This window comes from Pseudomonas sp. (assembly GCF_030684895.1).
In the GTDB taxonomy this organism is placed as follows: Bacteria; Pseudomonadota; Gammaproteobacteria; order Pseudomonadales; family Pseudomonadaceae; genus Aquipseudomonas.
In genome coordinates this window covers 49,741-63,438 of record NZ_JAUXXP010000011.1, presented here as the reverse complement: position 1 = coordinate 63,438, position 13,698 = coordinate 49,741, and the positions used below count along the sequence as shown (strand labels likewise).

Sequence of the window (13,698 nt, the reverse complement as noted above, 5' to 3'; positions counted from 1 at the left end):
GAACGGCCGCCAGTGTAAAGCAAGAAGCCGGCGCGGCGAAGTGCCGCGCCGGATGACGGCGATTGGCTGGTTTTTACTCAATTTTCGGGAAGGCTGGCAAGCAGCAGGCGCTGCACGTTGCCGCCCATGATCGCGGCAATGTCCGCGTGGCTGAAACCCGCCTTGAGCAGGCCTTCGGTCAGTTGCGGCAGGCCGGTGACGTCAAACGGTGCATGGATGGTGCCGTTGAAGTCCGAGCCCAGCGCCACGTGCTGCACGCCAATCAAGCCGGCGGTATAGCGCATTGCCTTGACGATGGTCTCGACCGAGGTGGCGCAGACGGCAGCATCCCAGTAACCGATACCGATTACTCCGCCGGTAGCCGCGATGGCTTTCAGGTGTTGGTCGCTGAGGTTGCGCGGGCCTTTGCAGGTGCCTTCCACGCCTGTATGGGAGACCAATACCGGGCGGGTGCTGATGGCCAGTACATCATCGATCAGCGGGCGCGAGGCGTGAGCCAGGTCGATCAGCATGGCTTTTTCTTCCAGGCGCTTGATCACTTGCCGACCCAGCGGGGTCAGGCCGCCTTTTTCCAAACCGTGGGCGGAGCCGCCAATTTCATTATCGAAGAAGTGGGTCAGGCCGGTGATGCGAAAGCCTGCGTTATAGAGTGTGTCGACGTTTTCAAGTTTGCCTTCGATCGGCTGTAAGCCTTCGGTGGCGAGAATTGCCGCAACACGCTGCGGATCTTTCTTCCAGGCGCTGACAAAGTTGACCAGATCGCTGCGGGTTTTGATCAGCACCAGGCGGCCGTCGCTGTTGGCACTGGCCTCATTGAGCTTGTGCGCCTGATAGAGGGCGCGTTGCAGCAGGCTGCCCCAGGTTTCCTTGGGCCAGCGCTGGGCCATGGCCAGCAGGGTGATGTTGTCAGTCTCGCCGCTGTTGCGCTCGTAGTTGATGCCGCGCGGCGTCTTGGTCACGGTGGAGAACACCTGCAGGCCGACACGGCCTTCGAGCATGCGCGGCAGGTCGGAGTGGCCAAAGTCATAGCGCTTGAGCAGGTCGCGCTCCCACAGCAGTACGTCGTCATGCAGGTCGGCAATAAACAGCTGTTGATGCAGCTGCTTGGCCGGCTCGCTGGCGGGATAGGGCGCGGGGGATTCGACGCTGTTCATCTTGCGGTCAAGCAAGGAGGGCAGGGCAAACACACTGCCTGCAGCGATCAACAGGATTATCAGCAGGGTGATCAGAATTTTGCGCATATGAAAGTGCCATCCGGGCGTTGTTGTTATGCGCAGCACTCTAGCAAGAGTGAGTAAGAAATGTGATTGAGTGGACTGCAGTACGGTGCTTTAACCTTTGTTTACGATCTCGCGAGCTAGAGTCCTGCAAGGCGCTACGTTAGTAACAGCCTCCGGCTGGTCAAAGCGGCGAGGAAGCGGATTGGGCTCGCACGCGAGTGTACTGTTGTACATGAGCATTACTCGTTTAACTCGCCCTTCGGGTCGCGCTGAAGCGCGTTAGCCACAAGTGGCTTGCTGAGCCTGTTTTTAACGCAGCAGGGCCGACGCGCAGCAGATCGTAGGGGTCAGCCGCAGAGGCAGTCACGGCCTTGCTGTTTGGCCTGATACAGCGCGCTGTCGGCGCGGGCGATCACGCCTTGCAGGCTGTCCTTGGGCTGCATTTGTGCCAGACCAATCGACACAGTCACCCCTGGCAGCACGCCAATCGGTGAGTGGAATGAGCTGACAGTGCGTAGCGCCAGGCGTAGCCGCTCGCCGATGCTGCGCGCCTCATCGATGGCGATTTCCGGCAGTAGGATGACGAACTCTTCGCCGCCGTAGCGGGTCAGGCTGTCCTTGGGGCGCAGCTGGTTGCGCAAAGTGTGCGCTACCAGGCACAGGGCATAGTCGCCAGCGAGGTGGCCATGCTGGTCGTTGTAGGCTTTGAAGTGGTCGACATCCAGCATCAGCATGCACAGCGGTTTGCCATTGAAGGCGCTGCGGGTGCTTTCGCGCTCGAAGATATGTTCCAGCCAGCGGCGGTTATAGGCGCCGGTGAGGGCGTCGATATTGGCGGTCTGTTCGCTGTCGAGGATGATCCGGTTGCCTTTGCGTACGCGATCGCAGAGCAGCTCGAGCATGTTTTGCATCAGTTCTGGCGATTGCTGGAACAGGTTGAACAGCGATTCGCGGTGCAGGCGCAAAACGCTGCAGGCCTCGGTCGCCACCACGTAGGCAGAGGGGTGTTCATTGTCGATAAAGCTGATTTCGCCAGCGCAGTCGCCGACGCTCAGGGTGCTGACGGCCTGGCTGTCGAGCGAGCCGAGGTAGACCTTGAGTTGGCCCTTGAGCAGCAGATAGAGGTACTGGTTACGGTTAAAGGGTGACAGCAGTACTTCACCGGCTTCCAGATCACAGGCGCGAAATTCCTTGAGCAGCTGGCTGATGCTGCTGGCGGCGACGTTGTTGAACAGTCGCAGGTGGCGAAGTTGCTGCAGGTCAGCCTGCCATTTGGCGTTTTTCATTGGATCGGCAGGTGTGACGGTTGTGGATTGGCAATATTGGGCATCGCTAACGCTCCCTGCATTAAGGGCGAACACCATGCCTGAACATATTCCGCTGCCTGTGGCCTGACAATCCTTGTCAGACGCACGGGCGACCAGTGGTATTGAAGTTGAATGGTTGGTCACAAATCTGGCGCGATCCTTGCGCCGGCACTTGCTTACTCGGCGGGGTGCAGTTCTATGGCGACGGCAAAACCGGCCAGGCGTTGGCTCACCGCGTCAGCCAGCGCTGCCTGATTTGCTGGCAAATAGATGTGGGCGACCTGGCCGCGCTTGTCATCGCTGAGCACTTCCACGCGCAGACGTGCATCCAGCTCCGCCAGTGCCGCCTGGTAGACGCGCGCAATGGCGTCGAAGCGCAGCGCCGGTTTGAAAGTTTTACCCACGGCGGTCAGCGGGATGGCGTCGATAATCCAGGCATCCTTGGGGATCGCCGCGCGCTCGGGGATGTGCTCAGCAGCATGAGCCAGCAGGTCGGCTTCGCTAACCTGGGCGCCGGGTTTGAGCTGCACGTAGACCACCGGCAGTTCGCCAGCCTTTTCGTCGGGCTTGCCGACCGCTGCGGCCATGGCCACGGCCGGGTGCTTGTGCAGCGCTTCTTCGATCATCTGCGGGTCGATATTGTGGCCGCCACGGATGATCAGGTCCTTGCTGCGTCCGGTCAGCCAGATGTAGCCGTCGGCATCTACGCGCCCCAAGTCGCCGGTATTGAACCAGTCGCCGTCGATCCAGATGCCGGCGTTCTTGCTGGTTTGCAGGTAACCCCTGAACACCGTGGCGCCACGGATGCACAGGTTGCCGATTTCATTGCGGCCTGCCTCTCTTAGATAGTTACCTTGCTCGTCGAGCACTTTGATGCTCACTTCACAATAGGGCATCGGCAGGCCGATGGAGCCGGGGCGTCGCTCGCCAGCAGGCGGGTTGGCGCAGCTGCCGCAGGTGCCTTCGGTGAGGCCGTAGCCTTCGATCAGGGTCAGCCCGGTCTTGCTTTCGAACTGGCGAATCAGCTCCACCGGCATCGGTGCGGCGCCGCACAGTGCGTATTTCAGTGAGCTGAGGTCATGGCCTTCACTCGGCACCTGCAGCAGGCCGGCATAGATGGTCGGTACGCCGCTGAAGAAACTGACCTTGTGGCGCTCGATGATTTTCCAGAAATTGCCAATCAGGTTGGGGTTGCGATAACCCTGCGGCGTCGCCAGCAGGACTTCGGCGCCGCCGATAAAGGCGGTGAGGCCGGTGACGATCACGCCGTTGACGTGAAACAGCGGCAGGCCGCAGAGGGTGACGTCGCCCGGCGCAAAGCCGGTGACCAGATTCATGCTGTAAGCCATGGCCACTTCGTTGCCGTGGCTGTGCGGCGCCAGCTTCGGTGTGCCGGTGGTGCCGCCGGTGTGGAAGTAGCTGGCAATGTCGTCGGGCGCGATCACGCGGCCACTCTCCAGGTGATCATCCGGGCAGCTGGCGATCAGCTCGTCGAAATCCAGCACGCCGTCCGGCAAAGGCCCGCGCTGCGCCTTAATAGCGCTGCGCTGCGGCTCCGGCAGCAGGTTGGCCATATCCACGCAGATAATTGCTTTGAGCGCCGGCAGTTGCGCGCGCAGGCCTTCGACCTTGGCCCACAGGTCGGTGCCGGGGAAGGGGGCGAGGGTGACCAGCAGCTCGGAGTCCGACGCCTGGATCAGCTCGGCGATATGTTCCGGGTCGAGCAGCGGGTTGATCGCATTGACGATCCCGGCCGCTTCGCCGCCCCAGATGGTGAAGTGGGTGTGCGGCAGGTTGGGTAATAGAAACGACACCGCCTTGCCCGGGCGCAGGCCCAAGCGGTGGAAAGCGTTGGCAGTCTGGGTGATCTTGCCCAGCAGTTGCCTATAACTGAGGCGGTAAGCCGCCTCATCAGCGGTGCCTTGGAGGATAAACGAGAGTGCCGGTGCATCCGCTTGCCGCGCTGCGCTGCGGCGGATCAGCTCATAGGTGCTGGCCGGCAGGTCGCGCTCGGCCAGTGGGGTTTGCTCGATCAGCTGGATATCACTCAGGGTCTTGATCGCAGGGATGGCAGGCATAGGTGTTCTCGCTCGCAGACAGTCAACGGGTCAACCGTTGCTCCAGCCAGTCGGCGATGTCGCGGATTTCCTCATTCACCACTTCGTGGCCCATCGGGTAATCACGCCATTGCACGTTGACGCCGGAGGCAATCAGGTAGTCATGGGCTGCGCGGCCCATGGCCGGCAGAACTATGTCGTCGAATGTGCCATGCAAACACAGGACCGGCAGTTGTTTTTTTGTATCTACGAGGCTGACGTCGTCGCTGAAGGTTGGCGCATAGGTCGACAGGGCGATTACCCCACCGAGGGCGAACTGCCAGCGCAGGAAGGCGGTGTGCAGCACCACTGCGCCGCCCTGAGAGAAACCAGCGAGAACAATGCGCGCCGGATCAATGCCGCTGTCGCGCTGCGCTTCGATCAGTGCGATCACCTGTTGCGCCGAGGTTTCCAGCTGTTCACGGTTGATCGCCCGTGCCGGGCTCATGGCCAGAATGTCGTACCAGCTGGGCATGGCGTAGCCGCCGTTGATGGTTACCGCCTGGGTCGGCGCTTGCGGCAGCACGAAGCGGGTGCTGTGCAGACGCTTCTGCAGCATCTCAGCAACCGGCATAAAGTCGTAGCGATCGGCACCCAGGCCGTGCAACCAAATGACGCACGAGTCTGCGGCAAGTGTGGGCTGAAGAATCAAGGGTTCGCTCATCTGAGGCTCCGCTGTGGTGCGTGCGCGCTGATTTAGTGCGCAGGAAAATTTAGGGGGTGGCGATTCTAGAAAGAAGATGTCGCCAGGGTGCAAGTTTTGCTCTTGACCTGTCCGTATGGTGCTCAAAGCGCGGCGCTGGTACGGGCCTTGCTATACACCCTAGGGACTGATGACGTTGCCGGGTCGTGGTAACACTGCCACCAAACCGGGCGCGGAGCAGACTGAAATGCCTTTGCCGGTGTTTCACAGGTTCGCCAGGCGCTGCATGCTGTGCGACAAGTCACTTGCTATCTGTCTCTAGCCCATTCAAATAATGGGCGGGTGAGAGTTTATGGCCGCTGGAGCAATCGGCAACTAAACTCGCGCTAAGGTTTGATCCCCGGTTGAGTGTGTTGCTGCCGACACAGTCAACGAGCCCCATAAGGGTACGGTGGTAGAACCGAGACTCCAAACACAACAAAAGCAACTGGAGGTTTTAATGAAGATGGTGAAATCCACATTGGCAGTACTGACCACCGCCGCTGTTCTCGGTGTCAGCAGTTTTGCTCAAGCAGGCGCTACTCTGGACGCGATCCAGAAGAAAGGTTTCGTACAGTGCGGTATCAGCGATGGTCTGCCTGGCTTCTCCTACGCCGATGAGAAAGGCAATTACATGGGCCTTGACGTTGACGTATGCCGCGCAGTGGCTGCTGCAGTATTCGGTGACGCTACCAAGGTCAAGTACAGCCCGCTGACCGCCAAAGAGCGCTTCACCGCGCTGCAGTCTGGCGAAGTCGACATCCTCTCGCGAAACACCACCTGGACCAGCTCGCGCGATTCGGGCCTGGGTCTGAACTTTGCCGGCGTCAACTACTACGACGGTCAAGGCTTCCTGGTTAACAAGAAACTCGGCGTTTCCAGCGCTAAAGAACTCGACGGCGCAACCGTCTGCATCCAGGCAGGTACTACCACCGAGCTGAACCTCTCCGACTACTTCCGCGCCAACGGCCTGAAGTACACCCCAATCACCTACGACACCTCCGACGAGAGCGCCAAATCGGTTGAAGCCGGCCGTTGCGACGTGCTGACCTCCGACCAGTCGCAGCTGTACGCACAGCGCATCAAACTGGCCGATCCGGAGTCTTACGTAGTACTGCCGGAAGTGATCTCGAAAGAGCCGCTGGGCCCGGTCGTACGCCAGGGTGATGAAGAGTGGTTCGACATCGTGCGCTGGTCGCTGTACGCGATGGTCAACGCTGAAGAGCTGGGCATCACCTCAGCCAACGTCGAAGAGCAAGCTAAATCCACCAAGAACCCCGACGTAGCACGTCTGCTCGGTGCTGAAGGTGAATTCGGTAAAGATCTGAAACTGCCGAAAGACTGGGCCGTACAGATCGTCAAGCAAGTGGGTAACTACGGCGAAAGCTTCGAGCGCAACGTCGGTGTCGGCAGCGAGCTGAAGATCGAACGTGGCCTCAACGCCCTGTGGAACAAGGGTGGTCTGCAGTACGCACCGCCGGTGCGCTGACCGTCCGCTGCCAGCCGCTCGTCCTGAGTGGCTGGCATTGTTCTGATTGATGTGAACCTCATGCCCGCTGATGCGGGCATGAGGGTTCCAAGAGGGCTCCTATGCAAACCACTGCAAATGTCCCGCGCCCTGGTGGATCGGTTTGGACCGACCCCAAGGTGCGTGCCTGGCTATTTCAAATTCTTGCCGTTGTCGCCGTTGTGGCGCTCGGTTGGTTTCTGTTTGACAACACCCAGACCAACCTGGAGAAGCGCGGGATTACTTCCGGGTTTTCCTTTCTCAATAACAGCGCCGGTTTCGGCATTGCCCAGCACCTGATCGACTACAACGAAAGCAACACCTATGGGCGTGTTTTCGTGGTGGGCCTGCTCAACACCTTGCTGGTGTCGGTGATTGGTATCGTCCTGGCGACGCTGTTGGGTTTCCTGCTGGGTGTGGCGCGTCTGTCGCCGAATTGGTTGGTCAGCAAGCTGGCCACCGTGTACATCGAGACGTTCCGTAATATCCCGCCGCTGCTGCAAATCTTCTTCTGGTACTTCGCCGTCATGCTCTCCCTGCCAGGGCCGCGGCAGAGCATGGGCGTTGGCGAGACGTTCTTCCTCAACAGCCGTGGCCTGTACATGCCGGCACCGAGCCCGGGGGACAACTTCAGCCTGTTTGCCGGTGCGGTGATTGTGGCGATCATTGGCGTGGTGTTGCTGACGCGCTGGTCGCGGGCGCGTTTCGAGGCCACCGGCAAGTACTTCCCGGTATCTCTCGGTGCTGTGCCGCTGTTGCTGGTCCTGCCTGGCCTGGCGATTCTGCTGGGCGGCAACCCGCTGCAGTGGAGTGTGCCGGAGCTGACCGGCTTCAACTTCCGTGGCGGCTGGGTGCTGATCCCCGAGCTGATGGCGCTGACTCTGGCGTTGACCATCTACACCGCAGCCTTTATTGCCGAGAACGTACGTTCCGGGATCATGGCCGTCAGCCACGGGCAGACCGAGGCCGCGCGCTCCCTGGGCCTGCCGGCCGGCAAGACCCTGCGTCTGGTGATCATTCCACAGGCACTGCGGGTGATCATTCCGCCGTTGACCAGCCAATACCTCAACCTGGCGAAGAACTCCTCGCTGGCCGCCGGTATCGGTTATCCGGACATGGTCTCGCTGTTCGCCGGTACGGTACTCAATCAGACCGGGCAAGCGATCGAGGTGATTGCCATCACCATGAGTGTGTACCTGGCGATCAGTATCAGCATTTCCATGCTGATGAACTGGTACAACAAGCGCATTGCGCTGATCGAGCGGTAAGGAGCAGCCATGCAAACTCATACCTTCAAACCTGATCTACCGCCACCCGCGCTCAGCGTTGGTGTGGTCGGTTGGCTGCGCGCCAACCTGTTCTCCAGCTGGTTCAACACCCTGTTGACGCTGTTCGCCGCGTACCTGGTGTGGCTGATTGTGCCGCCGCTGATTCAGTGGGCCTTGATCGATGCGGACTGGACCGGCACCACCCGTGCCGACTGCACCAGCGGCGGGGCCTGCTGGGTGTTTGTGCAGCAGCGCTTCGGCCAGTTTATGTACGGCTTCTACCCGAGCGAGCTGCGCTGGCGCGTTGACCTGACCCTGTGGCTGGCGATCATCGGTGCTGCACCGCTGTTCGTGCCGCAAATGCCGCGCAAGGCCATGTATGGCCTGGCTTTCCTGGTGGTTTACCCGGTGCTGGCGTACTGGCTGCTGCACGGTGGCTTCTTCGGCCTGTCGACCGTGTCGACCAGTCAGTGGGGCGGCCTGATGCTGACCCTGGTGATCGCCGCTGTCGGTATTGCTGGCGCCTTGCCGCTGGGCATTCTGCTGGCGCTGGGGCGACGCTCGGACATGCCGGCGATCCGCGTGATCTGCGTGACCTTTATCGAGTTCTGGCGCGGGGTGCCGTTGATCACCGTGCTGTTTATGTCCTCGGTAATGCTGCCGCTGTTCCTGCCCGAGGGCCTGTCCTTCGACAAGCTGATGCGTGCGCTGATCGGGGTGATTCTGTTCCAGTCGGCCTATATCGCCGAAGTGGTGCGTGGTGGTCTGCAGGCGATTCCCAAGGGTCAGTACGAGGCCGCTGCGGCCATGGGTCTGGGCTACTGGCGGATGATGGGCCTGGTGATTCTGCCGCAAGCCCTGAAGCTGGTTATTCCCGGCATCGTCAACACCTTTATTGCGCTGTTCAAGGACACCAGCCTGGTGATCATCATCGGCCTGTTCGACCTGCTCAACAGCATCAAGCAAGCCACCACCGATCCGGCTTGGCTGGGCATGGCCACTGAAGGCTATGTGTTCGCCGCGCTGATTTTCTGGATTTTCTGTTTTGGTATGTCCCGCTACTCCCAACATCTGGAGCGCAAGCTGGACACCGGCCACAAGCGTTAGGAGCTAACCCATATGAGTGAAGCAAACAAACAGCCTGCGCCTGCTGACGGCATGATCCAGATGCAGGGCGTGCACAAATGGTACGGTCAGTTCCATGTGCTCAAAGACATCAACCTGAATGTGCAGGCCGGTGAGCGTATCGTCTTGTGTGGGCCGTCCGGCTCCGGCAAGTCGACCACTATTCGCTGCCTTAACCGCCTGGAAGAGCACCAGCAGGGGCGCATCGTGGTCGATGGCACCGAGCTGACCCACGACCTCAAGCACATCGAAGCGGTGCGTCGCGAAGTGGGTATGGTGTTCCAGCACTTCAACTTGTTTCCGCACCTGACCGTGCTGCAAAACTGCACCTTGGCGCCGATGTGGGTGCGCAAGATGCCCAAGCGTCAGGCGGAAGAAATTGCCATGCACTTTCTTGAGCGCGTGCGCATTCCGGAGCAGGCCAACAAGTTCCCGGGTCAGCTTTCCGGTGGTCAGCAGCAGCGTGTGGCGATTGCCCGTGCGCTGTGCATGAAGCCTAAGATCATGCTGTTCGACGAGCCGACCTCGGCCCTCGATCCGGAAATGGTCAAGGAAGTGCTGGATACTATGATCGGCCTGGCTGAAGACGGCATGACCATGCTCTGCGTAACCCACGAAATGGGCTTTGCTCGCACCGTGGCGAACCGGGTGATCTTTATGGACAAAGGCGAGATCGTTGAGCAGAACGAGCCCAACGCCTTCTTCACCAACCCACAGAACGAACGCACCAAGCTGTTCCTCAGTCAGATCATTCACTGAGTTTCAGCCGCAACGCAAAAGGGAGCTTTCGAGCTCCCTTTTTTGTTGCAGCTGAAACGCTTACTTGCCTTCTGGCCACAGCCGCAGCGGCTTGCCCTGCGCAGGCCACAGGCGCAGTTGCTCGGTGGGCGAGAAGTCCCAGCGTTGTACCTTGCTCAGGCTGTCGAGAAAGCGCGCTTCCTGCTCCATCAGCGCCGGTGCGCACATCTTGCGGGTGCTACCGGCGGCGCTGAAGCTGAGCGTGTCGCCAGCCAAGGTGTAACTGGCAAACCAGTGGTTGCAGCCGGCGTTGCCATAGGCGCGGCCGTCGTCACCGAGGGTGATGGTCAGGTGGCTGCGGTCGATCAGCGGACGTTCGCCGATCCATTCCACCTGGTAGCTGTGCTCGGTTTCCAGCTGCGGTGCGGATGTGGCGCAGCCCACGAGGCCGGCAGCCAGCAGGCTGATAGTCAGTACGCGTTTCATATAGCCTCCTTGGTGATGCATGTCGGGCACAGGTGCTTGGCGTTTTTCGACTGCCAGCCCAGTTCCTTAATCCGTGCTTCGGCGGCGGGTGCCTGGGCCTTTTTGCCGAGGGCGGCGTCGACGGCGAACTCAAAATCCAGCTGCGCATTGCAGCTGTCGCAGTTGGCCTGCCAATTGAAGATAGCCAGCTCCTTGAACGCCGGGCCGGTGGCCACGGCCACCCACTGGCCGCGCGGGTTGATCAGGTGGCGAACCTTGTCAGCCTGCAGGCGCATGGACAGCTCACGGCTGCCCTTGAGGGTCACCAGCAGGGTGTCGCCGCTCTGGATCGAGCCGCCATTGCCAGTGACCTGGTAACGGCCCGGTGCCAGTGCGCGGCATTCAATCAGGGTGTGCTCGGGGTTGAGCAGGTTGTAGCGAAAGTCGTGTTCAGCCATGGAGCCTCCAAATAGGCGCAAATGCTAACACGCAGCCGCCATTGGCTGCGTTGGCCTGCTGCTTCAGGCGCTGACTTCAGCCTCGCGGGCCAGCCGGTCGATGGCCGCATCCAGCTCATCCAGGGCTTGTTGGGCGGCCGGATCATTCTGTTTCAGCAGGGTTTCGCTGCGCTGGCAGGCGGCGCGCAGCTGCGGCACGCCGCAGTAACGGGTGGCGCCGTGCAGGCGGTGCACGCGCTCGATCAGGCTGTTGCGTTCGCCACTGTCGCGCGCCTGGCGGATGGCTTGACGATCACCCGGCAGGCCGGCCAGCAGCATGCTCAGCATGTCGGCGGCCAGGTCCGCCTTGCCGGCGGCCAAACGCAGGCCTTCATCGGCGTCCAGCACGCTGAGGTTGTTGTGCGTGGCGCTGATGCCGGTGTGTTCGCTGCTTTGGTTGCGCAGGGCCAGGCCGGTCCACTTGAGCACCACCTGGGCCAGTTGGCGTTCGCTGATCGGCTTGGTCAGGTAGTCGTCCAGGCCGCTTTGCAGCAGGGCGCGTTTCTCGTTGGCGAGGGCGTGGGCGGTCAGTGCGACAATCGGCACTGGGCCCTGGCTGCGCTCATTTTCCTGTTGGCGAATCGCTTCGGTGGCCTGGCGGCCGTCCATGCCGGGCATCTGTACATCCATAAAGATCAGGTCGAACGTCTGCTCGGCGGCTTTTTCCACGGCCTCATAGCCGCTGTTGGCGATGCTCACCTGCGCGCCCATGTCGTCCAGCAGGGTTTGCACCAGCAGCAGGTTGGCCGGGTTGTCGTCGACGCAGAGAATCAGTGGCGGCCTGCTCGGTGCGCTTTGTTGGTTTTCGCTGCGGCTCTGTCTTGGGCTGACCAGCTCGGCCAGGCCCCGTTGCAGTTTGCGCGTACAGGCCGGCTTGGCTTGCAGTTGGCTGTACGCATCCGGCAGCAGGCTGTGGTACAGCGATTGTTCGGTAGTGGGGCACAACAGCAGAGTCTTGCAGGCCAGCCGCTCAAGTTCCCAGATGCGCTGATCGAGGCGCTCCGGTGGCAGGGTCTGGGTGCTGACGCCGAGTATGGCCAGCTCAAACGGTTGAGCGCTATGCCGCGCTTCGGCCACGCTGGCGAGCAGGCTGTCGAGGTTGTCGAAGCCGCTGACTAGCAGGCCACAGTCTTCCAACTGGTGCTGCAAGGCCTGGCGGGCCAGGTCATGGTGTTCCAGGGCGGCAGCCTGGCGGCCGAGCAGCGGTGGCCGCGGCAGGTCTTCAGCATCGTCGCGGGCCTTGGGCAGGCTCAGGGTGATCCAGAATTCCGAGCCTTCCTCGGGGGTGCTGTCGACGCCGATTTCACCGCCCATCTGCTCGATCAGGCGCTTGGAAATCACCAGGCCCAGGCCGGTGCCGCCTGCCTGACGACTGAGAGAGTTGTCGGCCTGGCTGAAGGCCTGGAACAGCTCGCGCAGGTCTTCATCAGACAGGCCGATGCCTGTGTCCTGCACGCTGATGCGCAGCTGCGCACGGTCGGCGCTTTCGTCTTCGAGCATGGCGCGAATCACGATGGTGCCGGCGCGGGTGAACTTGATCGCGTTGCTCACCAGGTTGGTCAGCACCTGCTTCAGTCGCAGCGGGTCGCCGATCAGCGATAGCGGCGTGTCGCGGTACACCAGGCTGAGCAGTTCCAGCTGTTTGGCGTGGGCGGCGGGGGCAAGGATGGTCAGGGTGTCCTGCAGCAGGTCGCGCAGGTTGAACGGGATGTTTTCCAGCACCAGCTTGCCGGCTTCGATCTTCGAGAAATCGAGAATCTCGTTGATGATCGCCAGCAGGCTGTCGGCGGATTTTTCGATGGTGCCCAGGTAATCCTGCTGGCGCGGGGTCAGCTCGCTTTTCTGCAGCAGGTTGGTGAAGCCGAGGATGCCGTTGAGCGGGGTGCGGATCTCGTGGCTCATATTGGCGAGGAATTCGGATTTGATCCGGCTGGCTTCCAACGCTTCTTTACGCGCCAGGTCGAGCTCGATGTTCTGGATTTCGATGGTTTCCAGGTTCTGCCGCACGTCTTCGGTGGCCTGGTCGACGCTGTGTTGCAGTTCTTCCTGGGCGTTCTGCAGCGATTCGGCCATGCGATTGATGCCCGAGGCCAGCTCATCCAGCTCATGGCTGCCGAGTGGCGGCAGGCGGGTTTCCAGGTGGCCGTCCTTGAGCTGGGCGACGCTCTGTTTAATCTGCCGTAGCGGGTCGTTGATGGTGCGGCTCATGCGCACGGCGAGCAGGGCAGTGACCATCAGCCCGGTGGCGATTAACAGCAGGCTGGCCAGCAGGCTGCGGTAGCCGCTGAGCAGGGTGCTGTGGTGCGACAGCTCCAGCTCGACCCAGCCGAGCAGCTGGGTGCCTGGCTCTGCAGTGGTTTTGCCGGTCAGGCTCAGGTGCTGCTGATACACCGGCAACAGAAAGCGCGTGGCGTTCTGGTTGCTGTTCTGCGCGGGTTGCTGCTCGCCTGTCGCCGGCGAGGGGTTGAGCATGCTGGGGCCCGCGTGGGCAAGGGTATTGCGTTCGGAACCGAGGAAACTCACCGCGCGCACATCCGGCTGATCGAGTGCCTGGCTGGCAATGCGCTGCAGCACCTCGCTGTCGCCGGCATGCAGCGCCGGTGCGGCCAGCGGCGCGAGCTGTTCGATGATCATCTGTCCGCGCTGCAACAGCTGCCCCTGCAAACCGGACAACTGCACCCAGGTGAAATAGCCGCCCAACACCAGCGCCAACAGGCTGGTGGGCAGCAGGGTGAGCATGAGCACACGGCCTTTGATGCCTAAATCCTTTATCACGCGCTGCCTCCTGTATTG

11 protein-coding genes are annotated in these 13,698 nt (G+C 61.2%); 4 read left to right on the top strand and 7 right to left on the bottom strand.

Annotated elements, in window-relative coordinates:
• Nucleotides 1–77 precede the first annotated feature (77 nt).
• The 4 genes from Q8M42_RS01760 to Q8M42_RS01745 all read right to left on the bottom strand — a co-directional run bounded on the left by Q8M42_RS01760 (nt 78) and on the right by Q8M42_RS01745 (nt 5,287).
• Nucleotides 78–1,241, bottom strand: coding sequence for a dipeptidase (locus Q8M42_RS01760; RefSeq protein ID WP_304870718.1), 1,164 nt, complete (start codon nt 1,239–1,241; stop codon nt 78–80).
• Nucleotides 1,242–1,567: 326 nt separating this feature from the next.
• Nucleotides 1,568–2,506: a GGDEF domain-containing protein gene (locus Q8M42_RS01755; RefSeq protein WP_304870716.1), complete on the bottom strand. Its 939-nt coding sequence runs from the start codon at nt 2,504–2,506 to the stop codon at nt 1,568–1,570.
• Between the two features lie 197 nt (nt 2,507–2,703).
• Nucleotides 2,704–4,605, bottom strand: coding sequence for an acyl-CoA synthetase (locus Q8M42_RS01750; RefSeq protein ID WP_304870714.1), 1,902 nt, complete (start codon nt 4,603–4,605; stop codon nt 2,704–2,706).
• Between the two features lie 22 nt (nt 4,606–4,627).
• Nucleotides 4,628–5,287, bottom strand: coding sequence for an alpha/beta hydrolase (locus Q8M42_RS01745; RefSeq protein ID WP_304870712.1), 660 nt, complete (start codon nt 5,285–5,287; stop codon nt 4,628–4,630).
• Between the two features lie 478 nt (nt 5,288–5,765).
• Between Q8M42_RS01745 and Q8M42_RS01740 the strand changes: the two genes are divergently transcribed.
• The 4 genes from Q8M42_RS01740 (at nt 5,766) to Q8M42_RS01725 (ending at nt 9,964) form a co-directional block, all read left to right on the top strand.
• A complete protein-coding gene (locus Q8M42_RS01740) occupies nt 5,766–6,794 on the top strand; it encodes an amino acid ABC transporter substrate-binding protein (protein ID WP_304870710.1) in 1,029 nt (342 codons plus the stop codon).
• Nucleotides 6,795–6,895: 101 nt separating this feature from the next.
• A complete protein-coding gene (locus tag Q8M42_RS01735) occupies nt 6,896–8,080 on the top strand; it encodes an amino acid ABC transporter permease (RefSeq protein WP_304870708.1) in 1,185 nt (394 codons plus the stop codon).
• Nucleotides 8,081–8,089: 9 nt separating this feature from the next.
• Complete coding sequence (locus tag Q8M42_RS01730; protein WP_304870706.1) at nt 8,090–9,187, top strand: amino acid ABC transporter permease; 1,098 nt, start codon at nt 8,090–8,092, stop codon at nt 9,185–9,187.
• A gap of 12 nt (nt 9,188–9,199) precedes the next feature.
• Nucleotides 9,200–9,964 carry an amino acid ABC transporter ATP-binding protein gene (locus tag Q8M42_RS01725; protein WP_269381697.1) on the top strand — a complete coding sequence of 255 codons (765 nt, stop codon included), beginning with the start codon at nt 9,200–9,202 and terminating at the stop codon, nt 9,962–9,964.
• Between the two features lie 60 nt (nt 9,965–10,024).
• On the opposite strand, the gene Q8M42_RS01720 is transcribed toward Q8M42_RS01725, so the two are convergent.
• The 3 genes from Q8M42_RS01720 to Q8M42_RS01710 all read right to left on the bottom strand — a co-directional run bounded on the left by Q8M42_RS01720 (nt 10,025) and on the right by Q8M42_RS01710 (nt 13,680).
• Nucleotides 10,025–10,429 carry an META domain-containing protein gene (locus Q8M42_RS01720; protein WP_304870702.1) on the bottom strand — a complete coding sequence of 135 codons (405 nt, stop codon included), beginning with the start codon at nt 10,427–10,429 and terminating at the stop codon, nt 10,025–10,027.
• The gene (locus tag Q8M42_RS01715) at nt 10,426–10,866 is read right to left on the bottom strand and encodes a hypothetical protein (protein WP_304870700.1); all 441 of its coding nucleotides are present in this window, start codon (nt 10,864–10,866) and stop codon (nt 10,426–10,428) included. Before Q8M42_RS01715 ends, Q8M42_RS01720 begins: the two co-directional genes overlap by 4 nt.
• A 63-nt stretch (nt 10,867–10,929) precedes the next feature.
• Nucleotides 10,930–13,680: an ATP-binding protein gene (locus Q8M42_RS01710; RefSeq protein WP_304870698.1), complete on the bottom strand. Its 2,751-nt coding sequence runs from the start codon at nt 13,678–13,680 to the stop codon at nt 10,930–10,932.
• Nucleotides 13,681–13,698 lie beyond the last annotated feature (18 nt).